The organism is Faecalibacterium sp. PGM34, from assembly GCF_054456555.1.
Genome location: NZ_CM136898.1, coordinates 2,107,692 through 2,124,702, shown reverse-complemented (window position 1 = coordinate 2,124,702; position 17,011 = coordinate 2,107,692). Strand labels below are relative to the sequence as shown.

The following is a 17,011-nucleotide window of genomic DNA, read 5'->3' as shown; positions in this document are numbered from 1 at the left end:
TGATGGATTATAATACACTTGTACAGAACAAATGTTAAGTGAAAGGGTACAGCGCTTACCATTCAGCGCGTTCCCCCAGAACCTCTCAGCAAAGGGGTTCATTCGTACCACGCAATACGAACCATGAACGTTGACCTCCTAAAGACAAGCGCCGCTGCAAAGCATAGCGGACAACAGCCGCAAGTTGGATGCTGTGCAGTTATAGCGCCGCTCCCATGACAGCTTCGCTTAACGACAGGGGAACGCGTTGAATGGTGAGTACTGGCTCTTTCATTTTATCAGAAATCTAACAAGTGTTCAATACACTTGTTAGATAAATCTTTGTTAGGAAGGAGAAAAAGCATGAAAAAGACTACGATGCCGGATTGGTGCGTGGCTGTCAAGAAGGCCATGATCGACCATGACGATATGACCGTTACGGAACTGGCAAAGGAAACGGGCTTTTCTCGCTCGCATATCAGCCAAGTCGTCAATGGTGTGCTGGTGCCGTCCGAGAACGTCCAGGGCGCAATCGAAAAGTGCCTGAACATCAGCGGGGTGGCGTACCGGAGCTAACCTACATCTCAAGTATACCAGAAAGGACGGCGTGAAAAAATGGCGATTGAAAGCCAGAATATTTACAAAAATGCGCGGAAATCTGCTGGTTTTACGCAGGAAAAAGCATCGCAGCTTTTGAATGTGTCGGTTGACAGCCTGCGGGACTATGAGCAGAGCCAGCGTCCAGTGCCCAGCGATGTAGCGAGCGCCATGTGTGACGTGTATCAAGCCCCATATCTGGCCGTGCAGCATCTGCGGTTGACATCGGATCTCGGCAAACGGGTTGTGCCTGAGATCCAGTTGAAAGACCTGCCGGAAGCTGTGCTGGGCGTTCTGGCGGCGGTTCAGCGCTTCTGTGCAAAGCGGGAGGCAATGGTAGAAATCGCCGCAGATGGCCAGATCGCTGAGAGCGAGCAAGCCGAATGGGACGAAATCATGCGTTTGGCCAACGACCTGAATGTGGCAATGAACAATATGCGTTTTTCGAAAGGAGGACGGCAGTCGTGAGCAAAGAGTCGTATTTCATCGGTTGTGCAGAGGTTGCGGAACTGGTTGGCTGTGGCAAGTCCCGGGCATATAAGTACATCCAGCAGATGAATCAGGAACTGGAAGCAAGGGGAAACCTCACGTTTCCCGGCCGGGTGCCCCGGCGGTATGCGATGGAACGTTTTGGTCTTTTGGGGGAGGTGCAGGAGGATGAAAGCACAAACGCTCGTGCCGCTGGCAGCGGCGGCAGCGGCGCAGCTTCTGGTGGTCGGAAACATCGCCGCGGCGTTCGCTTTCCGACAGAAGCCGCCGGTTGAAACGCTGGTTACGGTACCGGTGGTGGCCGAGATCGAGCAGGTTGAATGCGTTCGTCAGGACCCGGTTCCGTATGAGCCGGTTACATATCAGGTGCCGCTGGATGCGGAACTACAGTCCTACACGGAGAAAATGTGCGACCTCTACGATGTGCCCTTGGAACTGGCTTATGCTGTCATGCAGGTCGAGAGCGGCTTTACCCCGGCGGCGCGCAGCTCTACCGGGGATTATGGCTTGATGCAGATAAACAGCATCAACGCCGGGTGGCTCAAAGATGAACTTGGCATAACGGATCTGCTGGATGCCCGCCAGAACATTCAGGCCGGGTGCTATATGCTGGGTATGTATCTCAGCGAGTACGAGGGCAATGTGAATTGCGCTCTGATGGCCTATAACCTTGGAGCAACCGGAGCCAAAAAGGCTTGGTATGCTGGCACGTATAGCACAGCCTACACGGACAAGGTGTGGAACGCAATGGTAGGGCTGCTGGAAGGAGAAAGGGATGTTTCATAAGATGGCGCAAATGATTCAGATGCACACCGAGAAGAAGCTGCTGGACGAAGTTTTTGCAACGTATCGGGATGTTCAGGATGCTGCCGCCGAAATGGCGCAGGTACTTCCGTGCCCTCGATGCGGAAAGCAGACCATGAAGATGCGCTTGCACAGCAATGCTCTTTCCCGTCAAGTTCCGGGCATCACGATTTGTGACCGCTGCGGAACCGAAGAAGCACTGGAAGATGCTATTCACCAGCCGATGGATGTTCGCAAGTGGGCGCTGATCGAAACCTACATGAAGGGGGCAAACCTGAAATGAAACGCAAAGAAAGGCATTTGACCGTGATGGGCTGGGTCGTTTTAGGACTGCTGGACACGCTGGCCGGCGTAATTTCCGGTGGGCTTATGGCCTTGTGGCAGCTGCCCAGTACATATCGCTGGCGCGGCTACTGGGCAATTGGCGGGGAGTGGATTCTCATTGTTGGTGCAATCATTATTGCATCCCGCCTGATGCACGAACTGCAGATGCAGGCGCTTTTTGGAGGAAAGAAGAAGAATGACAAGGTGCGCTCGGTGTCACAGGGTCATTACAGATCCGGCGGCAATCGAAGTGGGGTACGGCGCGAAGTGTTACGTCAAGGAGTTCGGAAAACGGCTCCGAGCACCCGCAAAGCCCCGCAGAATCAGGACTGTCACACAGCCTAAAATCACCGCTGAGCGCCAGATTGTAGGGCAGCTCTCGGTGTGGGATATACTCGCCGCACACGAAAAAAGCGCTGACCAGAACGGCCAGCGCGCTACAAATGGATAGAGACCCACACATTCCGTTGGCGCTTGATGCAGGAACATCAAGCCGGAAAATGCAGGTCTCCACCACACACAACCATATTGTAGCACAATCGGTTGATTTTTTCAACAGGTACGAAGCGGCGGTCAGGAGCGTTCCTACTGCCGTTTTTCTATACAGAGAATCAGGAGGTACACATGGAAAAGGAAATTACTACCACCAATCAGACCACGGCGTTGGCAGATAGTCTGATTGTGGTGCAGCAGCTTCCTATCATCAAGGAGCAGCTGCACAGCATCAAGGCACAGGCTCAGGAGTCCGTCAAGGAGGCGCTTTCGCTGGCCTGCACGGAAGAAACCCTCAAAGTTGTCAAGGAGCGCCGGGCGGCGCTGAACCGTGACCGCAAGGATCTGGATGCCAGGCGCATGGCCGTGAAGAAGCAGATCATGCAGCCGTTTGCGGACTTCGACGAGGTTTATAAAGAATGCGTTACGGACGTGTACGGCCCGGCAGATGAAGCACTGAAGGGCAAAATCACGGACGTGGAAGCCGGACTGAAAGCTGACAAGGAAAAAAAGGTCAAGGATTACTTTGCTGAGATGGTCAAGGCCAGCGGCGTTGAGTGGGTCACCTATGAGGATGTCGGCGTTGCAGTCACGTTGACCGCAAGCCTGAAATCCCTGAAAGCCAAGGTCAAGGAGTATGTGGAAAAGGTTGCGGCTGACGTAGCCTGCATCAACGGCATGGAAAATGCCCCGGAGATCATGGCCGAGTATAAGCTGTGCGGAAGTTTGGCTGTTGCCATTAACAGCGTGAGCCAGCGCAAAGACCGTATTGCCCGGGAAGAAGCCGAGCGCAAGCAGCGTCTGGAAGCCCAGCTTCGGGCACAAGAAGCAGAAAAGGCCGTTCTGGATGTGGCAGAGGAAGAACTGTCTGCGCCTCAGGTCATGGGCACCGAACCGCCCGTTATGGACGAGCAGGAGACTGAGGACTCCCAGAAGGAGAGCGCGGAACAGGTCGTGACCGCCAAGTTTACTTTCATGGCTAGCACGTTCCAGTGCCGTGGTACATTGGCTCAGCTTCGTGGCCTGAAAGCGTTCGTCAATAGCAAAATTACTGAAATTCAGGCATACATGACCGACAACAGCATTGAAAACAGGGAGGTAAGTGACAATGGCTAAAGCTATGCAGCCGCAGAAGATGCGTTTTTCGCAGGCAATCCAGACTCCGATGTACAAGAATCTCGTGAATAACACGCTGGGCGATCCGGCGCGCGGCGCTCGCTTCATTGCCAACATCACCAGCGCCGTTGCTGTCAATCCGGCCTTGCAGGAATGCAACCCGGGCACGATTTTGGCAGGTGCCCTTTTGGGCGAAAGTCTGCTCTTGCAGCCTTCGCCCCAATTGGGTCAGTTCTATCTGGTGCCCTTTAAGTCCAAGGCGAAGCGTGACCGGCAGGGCAATGTGATTGAGCCTGCAAGCGTGAAGGCACAGTTTATGCTTGGCTACAAAGGCTATATCCAGTTGGCGCTGCGGACTGGTCAATACAAGCGCCTGAATGTGCTGGAGGTCAAGGCCGGGGAACTGAGCGGATGGGACCCATTTGAAGAACGGTTCCATGAGATGCACTTTATCGAAGATTTTGAAAAGCGTGCAGCGATGCCGACGGTGGGCTACATTGCACACTTCGAGTATATCAACGGCTTTGAGAAAACGTTGTACTGGACTGCAGACCAGATGATGGCTCATGCGGACAAGTACAGTCAGGCGTTCAGTGCAGCAGCATATAAGAAGCTGCTGAACGGTGAAATCCCGCAGGACGAACTGTGGAAGTACTCCAGCTTTTGGTATAAGGACTTCGACGGGATGGCCAAAAAGACGATGCTGCGTCAGCTGATTTCCAAGTGGGGCATCATGACCGCCGAAATGACCACGGCTTATGAGCGGGACGGGCGCGTTATGATGCCGGACAGCACAGGCAGTGGCCTGCTGCCGGAAGCTGCGGAGTATGCAGATGCCGGCCAGAGCGAGCAGGAACCGCCTAAAATTGAGCGGACAGCCAAGACGATGGACCTGCCAGAGCCGGAAGCGGATGCCGTTGAGGAAGCCGTTGATTTGGCTGCACTCTGATGGTCAAGTACAACATTATCAGCACCGGCAGCGATGGCAACGCCACGATTCTGGAAGATTTTGTGCTGGTAGACTGCGGCGTGCCGTATAAGGCGTTGGAGCCGTATGTTCCGAAACTGAAGCTTGTGCTTCTGACGCATATCCACTCAGATCACTTCCAGAAGCGAACCATCAAGCGGCTTGCCAGTGAGCGGCCGACACTCCGCTTCGGGTGTTGCCGCTGGCTGGTGCCGCCGCTCATAGCTGCAGGGGTGCCGGAGCGTCAGATTGATGTACTGACCCCGCGAACGTTGTATGGGTACGGCCTGTGCAATGTGATTCCGGTAATGCTAGCCCATAACGTACCCAACTGTGGGTATAAGGTGCATTTTCCGTCTGGCAAGGTGATTTACGCCACTGATACTAACAATTTGGATGGCATTCAGGCAATCGGCTATGACCTTTATCTGATAGAATCGAACTACCGGGATGAAGATATACAAGCCAAAATCCAAGAGAAAAAGGTAGCTGGGCAGTATGCCTACGAACTGCAGGTGCTCAGAAATCACCTGTCAGAAGCGAAATGCAATGACTTTTTGGCACGGAATATGAAAGCAAACAGCGTTTATATTCCGATGCACGTCCATGTGGACAAGGAGAACGCGCATGATTGTGACAGCGAAAATTGAGAAGCTGGAGAACGGAAAGCTCGTCCTGAAACCCGACGTAGACATCAGCCGGTTTCTGGCGCAGAAGCGCCCACGGCGGGTAGAAGTCCGTCTGGATGATGGGCGAACCATTTCCGCAGACCAGCGCCGCAAGATTTTCGCTATTATCCGAGACATTTCTTTGTGGTCAGGGCAGGAGCCGGAAGAACTTCGGCTTTATCTGGAATGGGATTTCTGTTCCCGCTGCCTGCGGGAGTGGTTCTCCCTCTCGAATTGCGATATGACCACGGCCCGAGAGTTTATTACATATCTGATTCAGTTTTGCTTCCATTGGGGGGTGCCCACAAAGGACAGCCTGCTCACCCAGACGGACGATATTGGCAAGTACCTGTATCTCTGCCTTGAAAATCGCCGGTGTGCAATTTGCAACCAGCCTGCAGAGGTGCACCATGTTGACCGCGTGGGCATGGGGCGAGATAGAGAAGCTATCGTCCATGTCGGGCTGAACGCGATAGCCCTTTGTCGGCGGCACCATGAAGAAGCGCACCGCAGAGAAAAAGCCCTGTTTGCTGATTACCATATCTATGGCATCAAGCTGGATCGGCATCTATGTAAAGCGCTTTCGCTCAATCAAAAACCGAAAGGGGAGGTGGAGCGTGGCGAATGATTACATAAAACTGTGGGTGAAGGATTACAGAGCATTGCTAGAACCGTTCAATGAAGCGGAACGGGGCCGAATTCTATGGGCTATGATGGATTACAAGGAAACTGGTTCAGAACCGAAGTTTCTGGGGAATGAGCGCTTTGTTTGGGCAGCGATAAAAGCCAAAATCGATGCTTCCAATGAAGCATACGAGCGTCAGGCCGCTGCCAATAGGGCAAACGGTGCCAGAGGTGGCAGGCCTCGCAAATCAAAAGAAAATCAGGAAAACCCAGAAAACCGAATGGGTTTTGAAGAATCCACAACTGAGGAAAACCCAGAAAAATCAACCGGCCCGCCTGATGACACTCCGGAAAGCTACTGGGTCTGGGCTGGATGCGATAAGGTGCTCACGCCTTATATGGCCTCAGAATTCCGGGGCCTGCGGGAAGCAGGCGTAGAGGATGCCTTAGTGGTGGCCGCGCTGAAAGAAGCGATGCGCCATCAGGCGAAGTACCCTTGGGTCTATGCTAAGCGTCTGCTCGACCAAGCAGCAGCACAAAAAATCACAACGCTGGAAGCGTGGGAAAAAGTACATATCACATACAAAGGAAACCGGGTAGACCGGGAAACGCCGAGTGGAAATAGCTTCCTTGGCCTTGATAACAGCTTGGATCGCCTAAAAAGGAGACCTCTTAGAAAGCGGGTGGAGGAAGTTCCACCAGACTAAGGAGGTTTTCTAATGGGAAGCGATGTTCGCCATGTCCGGGGTGAAGCACAGAAAGAGCTTGTAAAAAAGTTTGAAGTGTTTTCGAGCAATGGTCGGTCACGCTGGCAGGTCTGGAGCGATTGGATCACCATGAGTGCTATTGCGGTGTCCAATGCGACAGATCAGAGCCACTTTGACGAACGCGAGAAGCAGTACTTATCAATCGCAGGAAAATACACGCGGCCGGAAATGGAAGCATTTACGGAAATGCTGGCCTTGTTGGTCGTGGCACTAGAGGACAACCCGGAACAGGATTTCCTTGGCGAGCTGTATATGTGCTTGGGGCTTGGAAACGACCATTCGGGACAATTCTTTACGCCATATCACATTTGCGAGGTCATGTCCGCTGTGACAACCCCGACAGAAGAATTCCAGCAGAAAATCGGAGATAGGGGATGGGTTGCGGTCTGTGATCCGACCTGCGGCGCTGGGGCCTTGCTGGTGGCGTTCGCAAACGAATGCAAAAAGAAAGGCATCAATTATCAGACGGATGTGCTGTTTGTAGCGCAGGACATTGACTACATCGTGGGCATGATGTGCTATCTGCAAATGAGTCTGCTTGGAATGCCGGGGTATGTCGTCATCGGTGATACGCTTGCAAGCCCGTCTGTGTCTTATGACAAAAGGGGGCTGCTTCCAGTTGACAAAGGGAACGTCTGGTATACGCCGATGATCAGGATCCCGGTTTGGCAATATCGAATCTTTATGGCGCAGATGGAACTGGTCACTCAACCGATAAGGAAAGAGCGTGTTGCAGATGCGCCAAAATCCGAACCACAAAAATCCCCTGAAGACCCTAAAAAACTCGAGAAACCAAAGAACACGGAAAAGCCAAAAGCCGCTAAAAAGCCGCAAAGAGCGCCGGAACAGGAACCGGTGTTCTCCGAGGGCAAGGGTGGGCAACTTAGCTTTTTCTGATAGGAGGACAATATGGATTCCACCACACACACCACAACCACAGTTGAGTTCGTCGATTGGCGAGCTAAAGCAAAAGCAAAGCTGGAAGCTGAGGACAAGCTGTTCAAGGGCGGTCATGCCGCAAAGAGCGTGCAGAGTTATGTTCTGCGGACACTGCTTGGCTTTGTAGACCAGGAGCCGCGGTTCGCAGAGGTCGTCTGCAACACGCAGCGCACGTTCTCCGAATGTTGCGCCGCTGTTGTCAACAACGCAGGCGAAGTTCTGTCCGACCTCGAAACCTACCGCCGCGCCGTGCAGTTTTACTTTCCGAATGCTGAGGTTTCGTTCAGCATGAACATCAAACTGACTGGCGCACCGCCTACGGAAGCCGAGATGCAGGCTCCAGCCACCGTCAAACCGGAAGATGCATCCCCTAATGTTCCGAAGCAGGCGGCACCAGCTCACACAACCAAGCCTGCGTCCAAAGCAGAAAAGAAAACGGATGCGAAAAAGCCGGCAAAAAAGAAGAAGGAAACGCCTGCGGAAGACGATATGCAGCTTTCCTTGGATGGGTGGCTCTGATGATTTTAGGATTCAAAGGATTCAAGCCGGGGCTGATTGCTACGCTCGGCGATGGCAGCTATCAGTACCAGCCGGGCGAAGTGAGCAAGACCGAAAAGGCAAAATGCGCCAATACGGGCTTCCATTACTGTCTGGATCCGCTGGACTGCCTTAACTGGTATGCTTGGGACGGGAAAAACGAGTTCTGGGCCATCGCAGCTGGCGGTGATATCGATGAGGATGACTACCGGACGCGGAGTAGCTGTACCGAAATTGTACCGCTTCGCAGGCTGAAAGAAGACGAGTTCCTTCTTATGCACGCAAATTATGTGTTTGAGCATCCGGCAGAAAAATTCGAAGATTGCTTCAAGAGACCGTTTCACATCGCGTATGGTCAGGGCAAGGAACTGGCTGGTGCACGTGGCGAGTGGCTCTGCTTTATCGTCCGGGAAGAAAACGAATTTACTTGCATTGCTCAACAGGTCGATGGAGTGAAGGTTTTGCCCGGGAAAAATTACACGTCGGAGAGTTTGGAGGCGGCACACGATGAAAAAGGCTGAAGAATTGAAACTTTATGCGCCGGAGCCGAAGCGGCCAGAGTTGGATGCGGCGCTGTGTATGTCAGTTGCCGAGGGGCAGGGCGTGGGTCGCTACATCAAGGGAAAGGTGCTGACGGTGGCCGTCTGGGACAAAAAGGAAAAGCCGCTGGTCGTGTGGCGCTTTTTCGGAGGTTACTGGACGGGGGAACTTCGCGGGAATAAGAATCCGAAAAAGAACGAGCTTTCGCCGCGTCAAATTGAGGTCAAGCCCTGCCGGTGTTTGACATGGAGAACCGAAGTGCCGGCAACAAAGGGAGAATCAGAACTCCTGCAAAACTATTTTGATGACCGCAGACCGGGCTATCTGATTGGCATTGTAGAAGATGCGCTGTCGGCTCATGCCAAGAAGAAACGCGAAGAGCGCAACGCCAGACAGGCGGCTGAGACCCAGAAGCTCTTTGAAAATCTGCCGGAGCCGCCGGAAGATTTCAGTAAACAAGTTTTGAAAGTGTGCAGTGATGCGGGCTTTCTCTGGGTCACCAATGACAGACAGGGCGCAATCGAACCCGGCGGCGTTGAGAAGAAAATCTTAATTCAGCGGGCAAGGTGCGATAGCTGCGGTGGTGAATACACGCTGTCGGAACTGCTCAAGCATAAGAGTACAGCGGTGTGCGAGTGCTGCGGGGAGAAAATGCAGGTTCGCAATACCCGCTATTCTGTCAAAAGACTGTGGGCCGCAAGGACATTCCTTTGGAGCAAACCGCAGGGAGATGGGGTCTGGATTCGCCGCTATCTGGTGTATTTCGATTTCAGCAATCATCGGGCAGAACTGGAATTTCATGGCCGGGGGATATGGTGGACGGACGGAAAGACCATCAAGCAGTGGAAACGCAGCTGGAGTGAAAAAGAGGAATATATTATGTGCCAGCGCCCGAAGCTATCCGCAATGCTGACGGCCCCTCTGGTCCGTATCAGCCGTATACATTGGCATCCCATACTGACCAATTTGAGAGTGATGTTCGGAAAGTGCTGAAATCTGAATGGATGTACCAGTACGACAATCATCTCAATTTTCCATGGGAGGTTCGTCAGTGGGAAATCGTGAATCGGTATCCGATGGCCGAAAGCCTTGTAAAAACGGGCTGGGCTGATGCACTGTGCTCTCAGGTATACGACGAATATGAACACAGCACCCGCATCAATCTTCGAGCAAAGACCTATTTCGGCGTATTTGGCTTAAATCGTCAGGAGCTGGCTGTGGTAGCACGAAGCAAAAAGTCGTTCCGCGAGGTGGATGATGCGCTGAGATGGAAAGAAGCCGGCCTTGCGATCAATGACAAGAACATGAAGATGACGGCTAACATCCGAAATCTCTCAGGAATGGCCAAGACCTTGCAGAAATACGGCATGACACGTAGTTTGAAGTACCTTCGCCAGCAGACTAGGCGCGTTACCGGGAAATACGATGGTCATATCGCACTTAGAGTTGCACAGGATTGGTCTGACTACTTGGACATGGCTGAGAAAGCTGGTATGAATATGCAGCTTGAGAGCGTAATGTTCCCGCTTGACCTGAAACGCCGACATGATGATCTCGTGCTGGAGCGTAATAAACAGCACCGGATGGAAGCCATGAAAGGCACGCAACACTCTATCAGAAGGGAAGCGGAACAGCTGGAAAAGCAGTTCCATATCGAAAATATCTACAAGAAGATCCGTAAAATCTACGAGTACGATGGAGCGGAGTACATTATCCGGGTGCCGGAGGGCGCAAAGGACATTTTGCAGGAGAGTAAGTTCCTTGACCACTGCATCCAGCGCGGAACCAGATACTTTGAGCGCATTTCTGTTCGGGAAAGCTACATTTTCTTCCTGCGAAAGAAGTCTGACCCCAATACGCCGTGGTACACCTTGGAGGTGGAGCCGGGCGGTACAGTTCGGCAGAAACGCAGTTATAGCAACGACCAGTATGCAGATCTGGAAGATGCCAAGCCGTTCATCGAGGAATGGCAGCAAGTGGTGCAAGGCCGAATGACAGCATCGGAAATTTCTTTTGCAAAGCAGTCCAAAGAAATCCGTGCACAGGAGTTTGCAGAGTTAAAGGAAAACGGAAACATTATTCGCACAGGCGCGAATGCCGGTAAGCTGCTGGTTGACGAGCTGATGCACGACCTGATGGAGGTAGAAAAGCGTGTTGGCTAAAATCGAACTTTCCCTTGCGCCGTCTAAGGCAAAAGGACTCTCGGAAGATGAACGCTTAGAGTTGGGACGGTTGCTCCTGAAGGCGGGGTATCGGATTGACATCGTGCGCCGCCGTCCAAACGCCAACCCGGGCACCCAGTACGAGTACTATATGATTCTGGACAAGGGGGATAGCAATGCCTGATACCCGCAAAGGACACAACCCCAGCGGTGCGCCGGACCCCACCCGGGCGAGTGCTGAAAATAACATCCAGAAGGACGAGAAACGGGTGCATGATCTTATTCACGTTCTGCGGTATGTGGCAGATGCCGCAGGGTTTGAGATTGCAGAGCGCATTGTCCTGATCGACAGTCAGTCGGGGAGGATCTATCGGTGAACAGAACAAAAAACGAATTGGCGGATTACGCATGGAATCCTGTAACAGGATGTCTGAAAGACTGCCGATATTGCTACGCAAAAAAGAGCGCTTTACGCTTTGCCAGCGATTGGAGACGAAATCTTGCAGAACGTCCGAAGGTTCAGCAGGTCGGAGTGAACCTCTTTGCGCTGGACGCTCCATGGGAAACCACGAATAACCGCTTTCTGAACAACCCAACCGGATTTATGCCCACGATACATAAGTATCGCATGGATTGGCCACAAAAGGTCAAGGTGGGCTCAACCATCATGGTATGCACGGACGGTGACCTGTTTGGTCCGTGGGTGCCGGAAGATTGGATTCTTCAGGTATTCGCTGCGGCCGAAATGGCACCCCAGCACCAGTACATTTTCTTGACGCAGTACCCGGTGAGGTATCAGAACCTTGCAAACCACGGGAAACTCCCGATGCGGGAAAATTTCTGGTACGGCACCACGGCAACGGTCAGGAAAGACGGCGTGTGGGCAAACAGTAAATACAATACATTTGTGGCCATAGAACCGTTACTGGGCCCGTTTGAGGGCGATGCAACCAAAGTTATCCGGGAACTAAAGTGGATCGTCATCGGGGCAGAAACGGGGCAGAATACAGGGAAGGTCACTCCGATAGCGGAGTGGATTCAAGACCTGCTGGCATCGGCAGATGCGACCGGAACGCCGGTTTTTATGCGGAGCAGCATGGAGCGAGTGGTTGGTTCCAAAGGTATGCGCCGGGATAAGCCGCCGGTGTTTCTTGAAAAGATTCCCACAAAAGCCCAAAAGGAACGTTTGTGGGAGACCTGCACAGTCTGTGGAGAATATCGTCCGATGAAAGATATGTACGCACTGCTCCTGCGCAGAAAGCGCGGAGAAAGTCCTAAGCGAGTGGCCTGTATGTGCCCGGGATGCTATGAACAATTCAGCAGGGATCATTTTGAGAGGAGAGAAAAAAGATGAAATTTGAACGGAGTGAACTTGGAACGCTGTTTTCCAAACTCAGAACGGCGGTGCCGGAGGTTCGCGCGGTGGGTACCAATGATGCGGGAATCTTGTTGAGCGGCTCCAACGCATTTGCCACCAATTTGGAACTGAGTGTCCGTGCCGGGTTGTCTAAACCGGTTGAGCAGGATGTGGTGGTTCCGCCTCGCGGAGTCGATTTCATCAGCGGCACGGTAGCACCGGAAATCAGCATCGAGGCAGAGAAAGGCATCCTTACTGTGAAGTCCGGCACAGCGAGGGCACGTCTGAACACTACGCCGGCAGAGAATTACCCGGAACTTTCAGGTCCCGGTAATGACGCAAGACGATGCGTTGTAGGAGCCAGCGATTTAAGCTGGGCTATTTCCAAAGTTATCTATGCGGTAGCAAAGGACGAAAAACACCCTGCTCACCGCGGATTGTGCTTCTCGCGCAAAGTCGAGGATGTTCTGGAAATCTGTGCACTGGATGGTTATCGGATGGCAATTGCAAGAATCAACTGCACAGCTGATGGCGATTTTCGCTTTACGCTCCCCGCCGCAACTGCAAAAGCAGTTGATACGATATCCATGGATGGTAACGTGGAGATTATTCGCGATCGCAAAAAGGCCGTTTTCAGTGACAACAACTTTGAGGTGAAGTCTCGCCTGATTGCGGAACCGTTTCTGGATTATAGCAAAATTGCAGCCCAAAAGAGCGAGGGAACCAGAATCATGCTTGACAGGAAAGAATTGCTGGGCGTTCTGGGGCGCGTCAAACTTGCTCGGTCTGCAGACGCAAAGGAAAAGAGCACCTTGGTAATGGATCTTGAACCCGGCGGTACGGGCAGAGCATCGATGCGTAGCACGATTGCACAGATGAATGAGGAGTTTTCCTTCAACGGAAAGCTGGAAGAACACCTGCGAATCGGCTTTAATCTGGAATTTTTGAGCGAAGCTTTGAAGTCGATGGAAGGAGACGAGGTCAGCGCATGGGTGGTCTGCCTCTGTCCCCCGTAAAGCTGATTGAGCCGCAGTATGAAGCGCTGGTGCTTCCTGTCAAGGTTAAGGGGGAAGCATGATGCAGGGTAGAACTTTTCGCGGGCAGTCCCCAGATGGCACTTGGCATGAAGGATTCCTGATTCGCTCCCCGGGCGTGAAGAACAGCCGCCCGGGTGAGGGCTGGTACATCAACTCAGAGAACGAGCCGGCATACGCCCATCTGGTCAAGCCTTTTACGATCGGTATGAACACAACTCTGACGGACGGAAACGGGGTACCTGTTTTTGAGGGGGACATTTTGGAAGACGATCGATGCGGAAAAGATGTGATTTTTGCCGTAAGATACGGCGAATACATCGACTACGGCGTAGGCCATATTGGTTTCTACGCGGAATTTTCGGAGAACCGAAAGGAGTTTGTCGAGCATGGTCTTGCAAGCCTGGTTCTGACCGCAAAGGTGGTTGGAAATGTAGTTGATACGCCGGAGCTGATGGGCATGAGCACTGGAAAGGAGTAGTAACATGAAGTGGATTGAGACGATTACCCCGAAACAGGCAGCTGAAGAGCTGGGAGTACCTTATCACGGCTGGATGAGGGAGATGGATCGGGCATGGATCAGCGAAGACCAGAAGTACAGCGTGATGTCTCGTTTGCTCCGCACGGAATGGGGCAAGGTCGAACACGTCACGATTACGGCGGCAGAGGGCGTTGGCCGGAGTGACGGCAGCGGGGATATCCCGTGGGCCGTCAAGATGGAAATTAAGAACGACCTGTTCGGCGAGAAGCGAGTTGCCGTCGAAGTGTTCCCAACGCAGGACCGGCTGGTGGACGTCTGCGACTGCTATCACCTCTGGGTGTTTGAGAAAGGTTTCCAGCTTCCGTTCGGCATCCACCCGCGCGATAAGAAAACGGTGACGGTCAATCGCGGCAGTACCAGAGTTCGGGCCATTGACGGCGCAGGACGCGAACACAGCATCAAAGAGCTGCTGGAAGAGAATGGTGCGGCGGACGTTCCTAAACAGGCATATGCACAGGCTATGGCCGGGTATATGATGAAAAATCTTCTGGGAGGGTGATGCAAAATGTGGCTTCGGATTGTGCTGGTGGTTCTGGCGGTGATGGCTGCACTTCTGATTTATGCGGCGTGCTGCGTGGATGGTGATATAGACCGCCAGAGCGAAGCACACCCGCCGAAATCGGAGAAAGGACGAGACGATGGCAAAGTATGAGATGCTTATCGCAGCATCCGGGAAACGCGGGTCTGCGCTCCTGCCGTGTGTGGTTATTGATGAAAAGGGCATCGCTGGTGCCGCTGTACGGGCTAAAGCAATGGCCAAGGCTTGCTACCCGGAGTATGAAAATTTCGACGTGGTGAAGATAAAGGTGGTTCCTAATGAGTGAAAATGGTCTGATGGACAGCGTAAATGACGTGGTCAAGGCTGCGTTTGAACTGTACGCAGCTGATGGCAAAAAACTGAACGATGGCGATAGTTTCACTGTGAAATTCAATAACGGCGCGCTCACTATCTCGGTAAAAGACAAGACGTTGAACGTAGAATTTGAGCCAGATAGAGAAGCCGCAGGGGATACGCCGTATGAACTGGATATGACGCTCGGCATTTATGAGGAGGAAGACGATGGATAAGAAGAAAATTCCCTATGCGGTTCGGGTTTCAGCTGCATTGCTGGCAGGAAAGACGGATGAATCATTCAACATCATTGGGGAAGCGCTCACCGATATTGTCGGTAAAATCAGCAAAATTTCCCAGAACTACTGCTACATTGACCTTCCCTTTGTAATTGCAGCCCTGCGGGTTACTGCCAATGCCTTTGAGAGCACTATTGACGATAAAGGCAAAGAACTGGCTCGCACTGTTTATGAGAAAACCGATGGCGTTGTTATCAATGCTGCAGAACTGATGAAACAGGTAAGGGAGGACGGCAACGATGACCGAGAAAAGGCCGATTGATGCCAATGAACTGATGGCAAGGTTCTTCCGCAAGGAATGTTTGATGCGGGGGCACAATGCTGCGGCAAGCGCTGCTTATAAAGATGCTCAGAAAACGGTAGTAGCTGCGCCTACGGTAAGTTTGTGGCCGGAATGGCGCGACCCCGACAAAGACCCGCCGAAGGTAGAAACGGAAGTGCTAGTTTTAGTTGACTGCGGCAAAGGCTATTGCATTACGACGGCTTTCTACGAGGATGGAACGGTGTCTCAGTATGAAAGCGTCTGGCAGTGGGAAGACGTCGATGATTATGGCATTTATGACGAAGAAGATGATTTGTATAGGCTTCCAAAAGGCTGGTGGGAATACCGTCACTTTACCCCGGAGGATGCGCTAGAATGCCCGATAGATAAGCCGGTTGTGGGCTGGATGCCTTTGCCGCCGAAGGAGGTAGTGAAAAAATGAGAACGCTTAACGCTGACCAGCTGAAAGCTGTGCTGAGCATGGAAAGTTCACTGGGACATATTCACACGCTGGCAGATGTCGAAAATACGATTGACTTTCTTGCCAAAGAAGAACAGAAAGTCACAAACGTTGTAGAAAAATTCAACATTTTCGATACCATGTGGTCAAGGAAAATTCAGGCGGCATTCCCGCAGTCGTTTGTGAATATGCAAAACGAACTCATTTTCAGCCAGAGAACCAATTCCTATTTCAGACTGGAAGATGTGACCGATGAAACCCAGCTGAAAGCAAAAATTCTGGAGTGGCTTACACGCACCGCAATCAAGGGCATTTCCCCGAAGGAAAGAAAACTTCACTTTGAGGGCATCAACAAACTGCTGGGCACGAACTTTACGATGCAGGAAATGACGGATATCTATACTTACCTCGGAAATGGAATCAAACATGATCTCTGCGTGAAGTTTGTGGAAAGCGGCTATGATATGACGCTCATTCCAAAGGAGGTATGAGCAATAGCAAGAAAAATGTTAAAACCTTGCCCGTTTTGTGGTGTGGAGCTCAAGTCTTTTATTAGCATCCACGAGGTTAAAACGGCCGATGGAAAGAAAATCGGCGAAATCGAGCGCGGCTATTGGGCGCACCCGAATGATTCCAAGTGTCCGCTTGGATTTGGGTTTTCTCTTGCGCTGGAGGAGGCTGATAGCTGGAACCATAGAAAAGAAGATAGCCTGCGCTGGCGTAAGACCGAAGAGGAACCACCTGTGGAAAAAGACGGGAACCAGTATGGTGATGTTCTTGTTTTGGATGCCGGCCTTGAAGGATTTGTTACAAACAAGGGATGGCCTTATGTAAAAGGGGCGCCGGACATATATCCTATTTGGATGCCGATTCCTAAACTGCCAAAGCCCTATTTGGAGGACGAACAATGAGCAAAGAAATCTTACTTATACGCAATGATGATGGCGAATTCGAGCTGTACGATGACACCTACGACGTAGTCATTCATTGCAAAAATCAGCAAGGCATGAAAGAGACCTGCGAGATTCTGCGCAATGTGGGTACCGATGAGAAAGCACCTAGCGTTTTATTGGTGGATCCCGTTGATATGGCAATCGCCATAAGGAACCATTGCAAATCTCGCACTGATGGCTGCGAGGGCTGCTGCTTTGATAGACCGACCAGTGATAACGGAGATGGCGAATGTGTTTTGGGCTGTCCTGAAGACTGGGAAGTGTGAGG

General features: G+C 52.1%; 29 protein-coding genes. All 29 read left to right on the top strand.

Going from position 1 to position 17,011, the window contains the following annotated elements; all coding sequences use genetic code 11:
- Positions 1-342: 342 nt before the first annotated feature.
- The 29 genes from ACXPUX_RS10130 (at position 343) to ACXPUX_RS09990 (ending at position 17,009) form a co-directional block, all read left to right on the top strand.
- Complete coding sequence (locus ACXPUX_RS10130; RefSeq protein ID WP_112089987.1) at positions 343-555, top strand: helix-turn-helix domain-containing protein; 213 nt, start codon at positions 343-345, stop codon at positions 553-555.
- A 39-nt stretch (positions 556-594) separates the two neighbouring features.
- Entirely contained in the window at positions 595-1,044 is a 450-nt protein-coding gene (locus ACXPUX_RS10125) for a helix-turn-helix domain-containing protein (RefSeq protein WP_458828194.1), read from the top strand.
- Positions 1,045-1,233: 189 nt separating this feature from the next.
- The gene (locus ACXPUX_RS10120; RefSeq protein ID WP_458828193.1) at positions 1,234-1,851 is read left to right on the top strand and encodes a lytic transglycosylase domain-containing protein; all 618 of its coding nucleotides are present in this window, start codon (positions 1,234-1,236) and stop codon (positions 1,849-1,851) included.
- A gap of 1 nt (position 1,852) precedes the next feature.
- Positions 1,853-2,152, top strand: coding sequence for a hypothetical protein (locus ACXPUX_RS10115; protein ID WP_458828192.1), 300 nt, complete (start codon positions 1,853-1,855; stop codon positions 2,150-2,152).
- A gap of 237 nt (positions 2,153-2,389) precedes the next feature.
- Complete coding sequence (locus tag ACXPUX_RS10110; protein ID WP_223452438.1) at positions 2,390-2,644, top strand: DUF6011 domain-containing protein; 255 nt, start codon at positions 2,390-2,392, stop codon at positions 2,642-2,644.
- 173 nt (positions 2,645-2,817) lie between these two features.
- On the top strand, positions 2,818-3,801 hold the full coding sequence (locus ACXPUX_RS10105; RefSeq protein ID WP_458828191.1) for a DUF1351 domain-containing protein: 984 nt from the start codon (positions 2,818-2,820) through the stop codon (positions 3,799-3,801).
- Positions 3,794-4,750 (top strand): recombinase RecT, encoded by a 957-nt coding sequence (locus ACXPUX_RS10100; protein WP_458828190.1) that lies wholly within the window; start codon positions 3,794-3,796, stop codon positions 4,748-4,750. Before ACXPUX_RS10105 ends, ACXPUX_RS10100 begins: the two co-directional genes overlap by 8 nt.
- Positions 4,750-5,418, top strand: coding sequence for an MBL fold metallo-hydrolase (locus ACXPUX_RS10095; protein WP_223451442.1), 669 nt, complete (start codon positions 4,750-4,752; stop codon positions 5,416-5,418). Before ACXPUX_RS10100 ends, ACXPUX_RS10095 begins: the two co-directional genes overlap by 1 nt.
- Positions 5,396-6,064, top strand: a complete 669-nt coding sequence (locus ACXPUX_RS10090; protein ID WP_458828189.1) for a putative HNHc nuclease — start codon at positions 5,396-5,398, stop codon at positions 6,062-6,064. The genes ACXPUX_RS10095 and ACXPUX_RS10090 overlap by 23 nt, the downstream gene beginning before the upstream one ends.
- The gene (locus ACXPUX_RS10085; RefSeq protein WP_458828188.1) at positions 6,054-6,767 is read left to right on the top strand and encodes a DUF6291 domain-containing protein; all 714 of its coding nucleotides are present in this window, start codon (positions 6,054-6,056) and stop codon (positions 6,765-6,767) included. Before ACXPUX_RS10090 ends, ACXPUX_RS10085 begins: the two co-directional genes overlap by 11 nt.
- A 12-nt stretch (positions 6,768-6,779) precedes the next feature.
- Positions 6,780-7,724, top strand: coding sequence for an N-6 DNA methylase (locus tag ACXPUX_RS10080; RefSeq protein ID WP_458828187.1), 945 nt, complete (start codon positions 6,780-6,782; stop codon positions 7,722-7,724).
- 12 nt (positions 7,725-7,736) lie between these two features.
- Complete coding sequence (locus tag ACXPUX_RS10075; RefSeq protein ID WP_458828186.1) at positions 7,737-8,285, top strand: hypothetical protein; 549 nt, start codon at positions 7,737-7,739, stop codon at positions 8,283-8,285.
- Positions 8,285-8,824 (top strand): DUF7666 domain-containing protein, encoded by a 540-nt coding sequence (locus ACXPUX_RS10070; RefSeq protein ID WP_112089975.1) that lies wholly within the window; start codon positions 8,285-8,287, stop codon positions 8,822-8,824. The genes ACXPUX_RS10075 and ACXPUX_RS10070 overlap by 1 nt, the downstream gene beginning before the upstream one ends.
- A complete protein-coding gene (locus tag ACXPUX_RS10065) occupies positions 8,811-9,836 on the top strand; it encodes a hypothetical protein (protein ID WP_458828185.1) in 1,026 nt (341 codons plus the stop codon). The genes ACXPUX_RS10070 and ACXPUX_RS10065 overlap by 14 nt, the downstream gene beginning before the upstream one ends.
- Positions 9,830-11,005 carry a PcfJ domain-containing protein gene (locus ACXPUX_RS10060; RefSeq protein WP_458828184.1) on the top strand — a complete coding sequence of 392 codons (1,176 nt, stop codon included), beginning with the start codon at positions 9,830-9,832 and terminating at the stop codon, positions 11,003-11,005. Before ACXPUX_RS10065 ends, ACXPUX_RS10060 begins: the two co-directional genes overlap by 7 nt.
- The gene (locus ACXPUX_RS10055) at positions 10,995-11,189 is read left to right on the top strand and encodes a hypothetical protein (RefSeq protein WP_458828183.1); all 195 of its coding nucleotides are present in this window, start codon (positions 10,995-10,997) and stop codon (positions 11,187-11,189) included. Before ACXPUX_RS10060 ends, ACXPUX_RS10055 begins: the two co-directional genes overlap by 11 nt.
- Positions 11,182-11,382, top strand: a complete 201-nt coding sequence (locus tag ACXPUX_RS10050) for a hypothetical protein (protein ID WP_458828182.1) — start codon at positions 11,182-11,184, stop codon at positions 11,380-11,382. Before ACXPUX_RS10055 ends, ACXPUX_RS10050 begins: the two co-directional genes overlap by 8 nt.
- Positions 11,379-12,359, top strand: coding sequence for a DUF5131 family protein (locus ACXPUX_RS10045; protein ID WP_458828181.1), 981 nt, complete (start codon positions 11,379-11,381; stop codon positions 12,357-12,359). The genes ACXPUX_RS10050 and ACXPUX_RS10045 overlap by 4 nt, the downstream gene beginning before the upstream one ends.
- Complete coding sequence (locus ACXPUX_RS10040; protein ID WP_458828180.1) at positions 12,356-13,378, top strand: DNA polymerase III subunit beta family protein; 1,023 nt, start codon at positions 12,356-12,358, stop codon at positions 13,376-13,378. The genes ACXPUX_RS10045 and ACXPUX_RS10040 overlap by 4 nt, the downstream gene beginning before the upstream one ends.
- Positions 13,379-13,436: 58 nt before the next feature.
- A complete protein-coding gene (locus tag ACXPUX_RS10035) occupies positions 13,437-13,877 on the top strand; it encodes a YopX family protein (RefSeq protein ID WP_458828179.1) in 441 nt (146 codons plus the stop codon).
- Positions 13,878-13,881: 4 nt separating this feature from the next.
- A complete protein-coding gene (locus ACXPUX_RS10030; protein ID WP_458828178.1) occupies positions 13,882-14,436 on the top strand; it encodes a DUF7694 domain-containing protein in 555 nt (184 codons plus the stop codon).
- Between the two features lie 6 nt (positions 14,437-14,442).
- Complete coding sequence (locus tag ACXPUX_RS10025; RefSeq protein ID WP_458828177.1) at positions 14,443-14,589, top strand: hypothetical protein; 147 nt, start codon at positions 14,443-14,445, stop codon at positions 14,587-14,589.
- Entirely contained in the window at positions 14,576-14,761 is a 186-nt protein-coding gene (locus ACXPUX_RS10020; RefSeq protein WP_458828176.1) for a hypothetical protein, read from the top strand. Before ACXPUX_RS10025 ends, ACXPUX_RS10020 begins: the two co-directional genes overlap by 14 nt.
- Positions 14,754-15,005 (top strand): hypothetical protein, encoded by a 252-nt coding sequence (locus ACXPUX_RS10015; protein WP_458828175.1) that lies wholly within the window; start codon positions 14,754-14,756, stop codon positions 15,003-15,005. The genes ACXPUX_RS10020 and ACXPUX_RS10015 overlap by 8 nt, the downstream gene beginning before the upstream one ends.
- Positions 14,998-15,330 (top strand): hypothetical protein, encoded by a 333-nt coding sequence (locus tag ACXPUX_RS10010; RefSeq protein WP_458828174.1) that lies wholly within the window; start codon positions 14,998-15,000, stop codon positions 15,328-15,330. Before ACXPUX_RS10015 ends, ACXPUX_RS10010 begins: the two co-directional genes overlap by 8 nt.
- On the top strand, positions 15,308-15,772 hold the full coding sequence (locus ACXPUX_RS10005) for a hypothetical protein (protein WP_458828173.1): 465 nt from the start codon (positions 15,308-15,310) through the stop codon (positions 15,770-15,772). Before ACXPUX_RS10010 ends, ACXPUX_RS10005 begins: the two co-directional genes overlap by 23 nt.
- Entirely contained in the window at positions 15,769-16,281 is a 513-nt protein-coding gene (locus ACXPUX_RS10000) for a hypothetical protein (RefSeq protein WP_458828171.1), read from the top strand. The genes ACXPUX_RS10005 and ACXPUX_RS10000 overlap by 4 nt, the downstream gene beginning before the upstream one ends.
- Positions 16,282-16,296: 15 nt before the next feature.
- Positions 16,297-16,701, top strand: a complete 405-nt coding sequence (locus ACXPUX_RS09995; protein ID WP_458828170.1) for a hypothetical protein — start codon at positions 16,297-16,299, stop codon at positions 16,699-16,701.
- Positions 16,698-17,009, top strand: coding sequence for a hypothetical protein (locus ACXPUX_RS09990; RefSeq protein WP_458828169.1), 312 nt, complete (start codon positions 16,698-16,700; stop codon positions 17,007-17,009). Before ACXPUX_RS09995 ends, ACXPUX_RS09990 begins: the two co-directional genes overlap by 4 nt.
- The last annotated feature ends 2 nt before the right edge of the window (positions 17,010-17,011 follow it).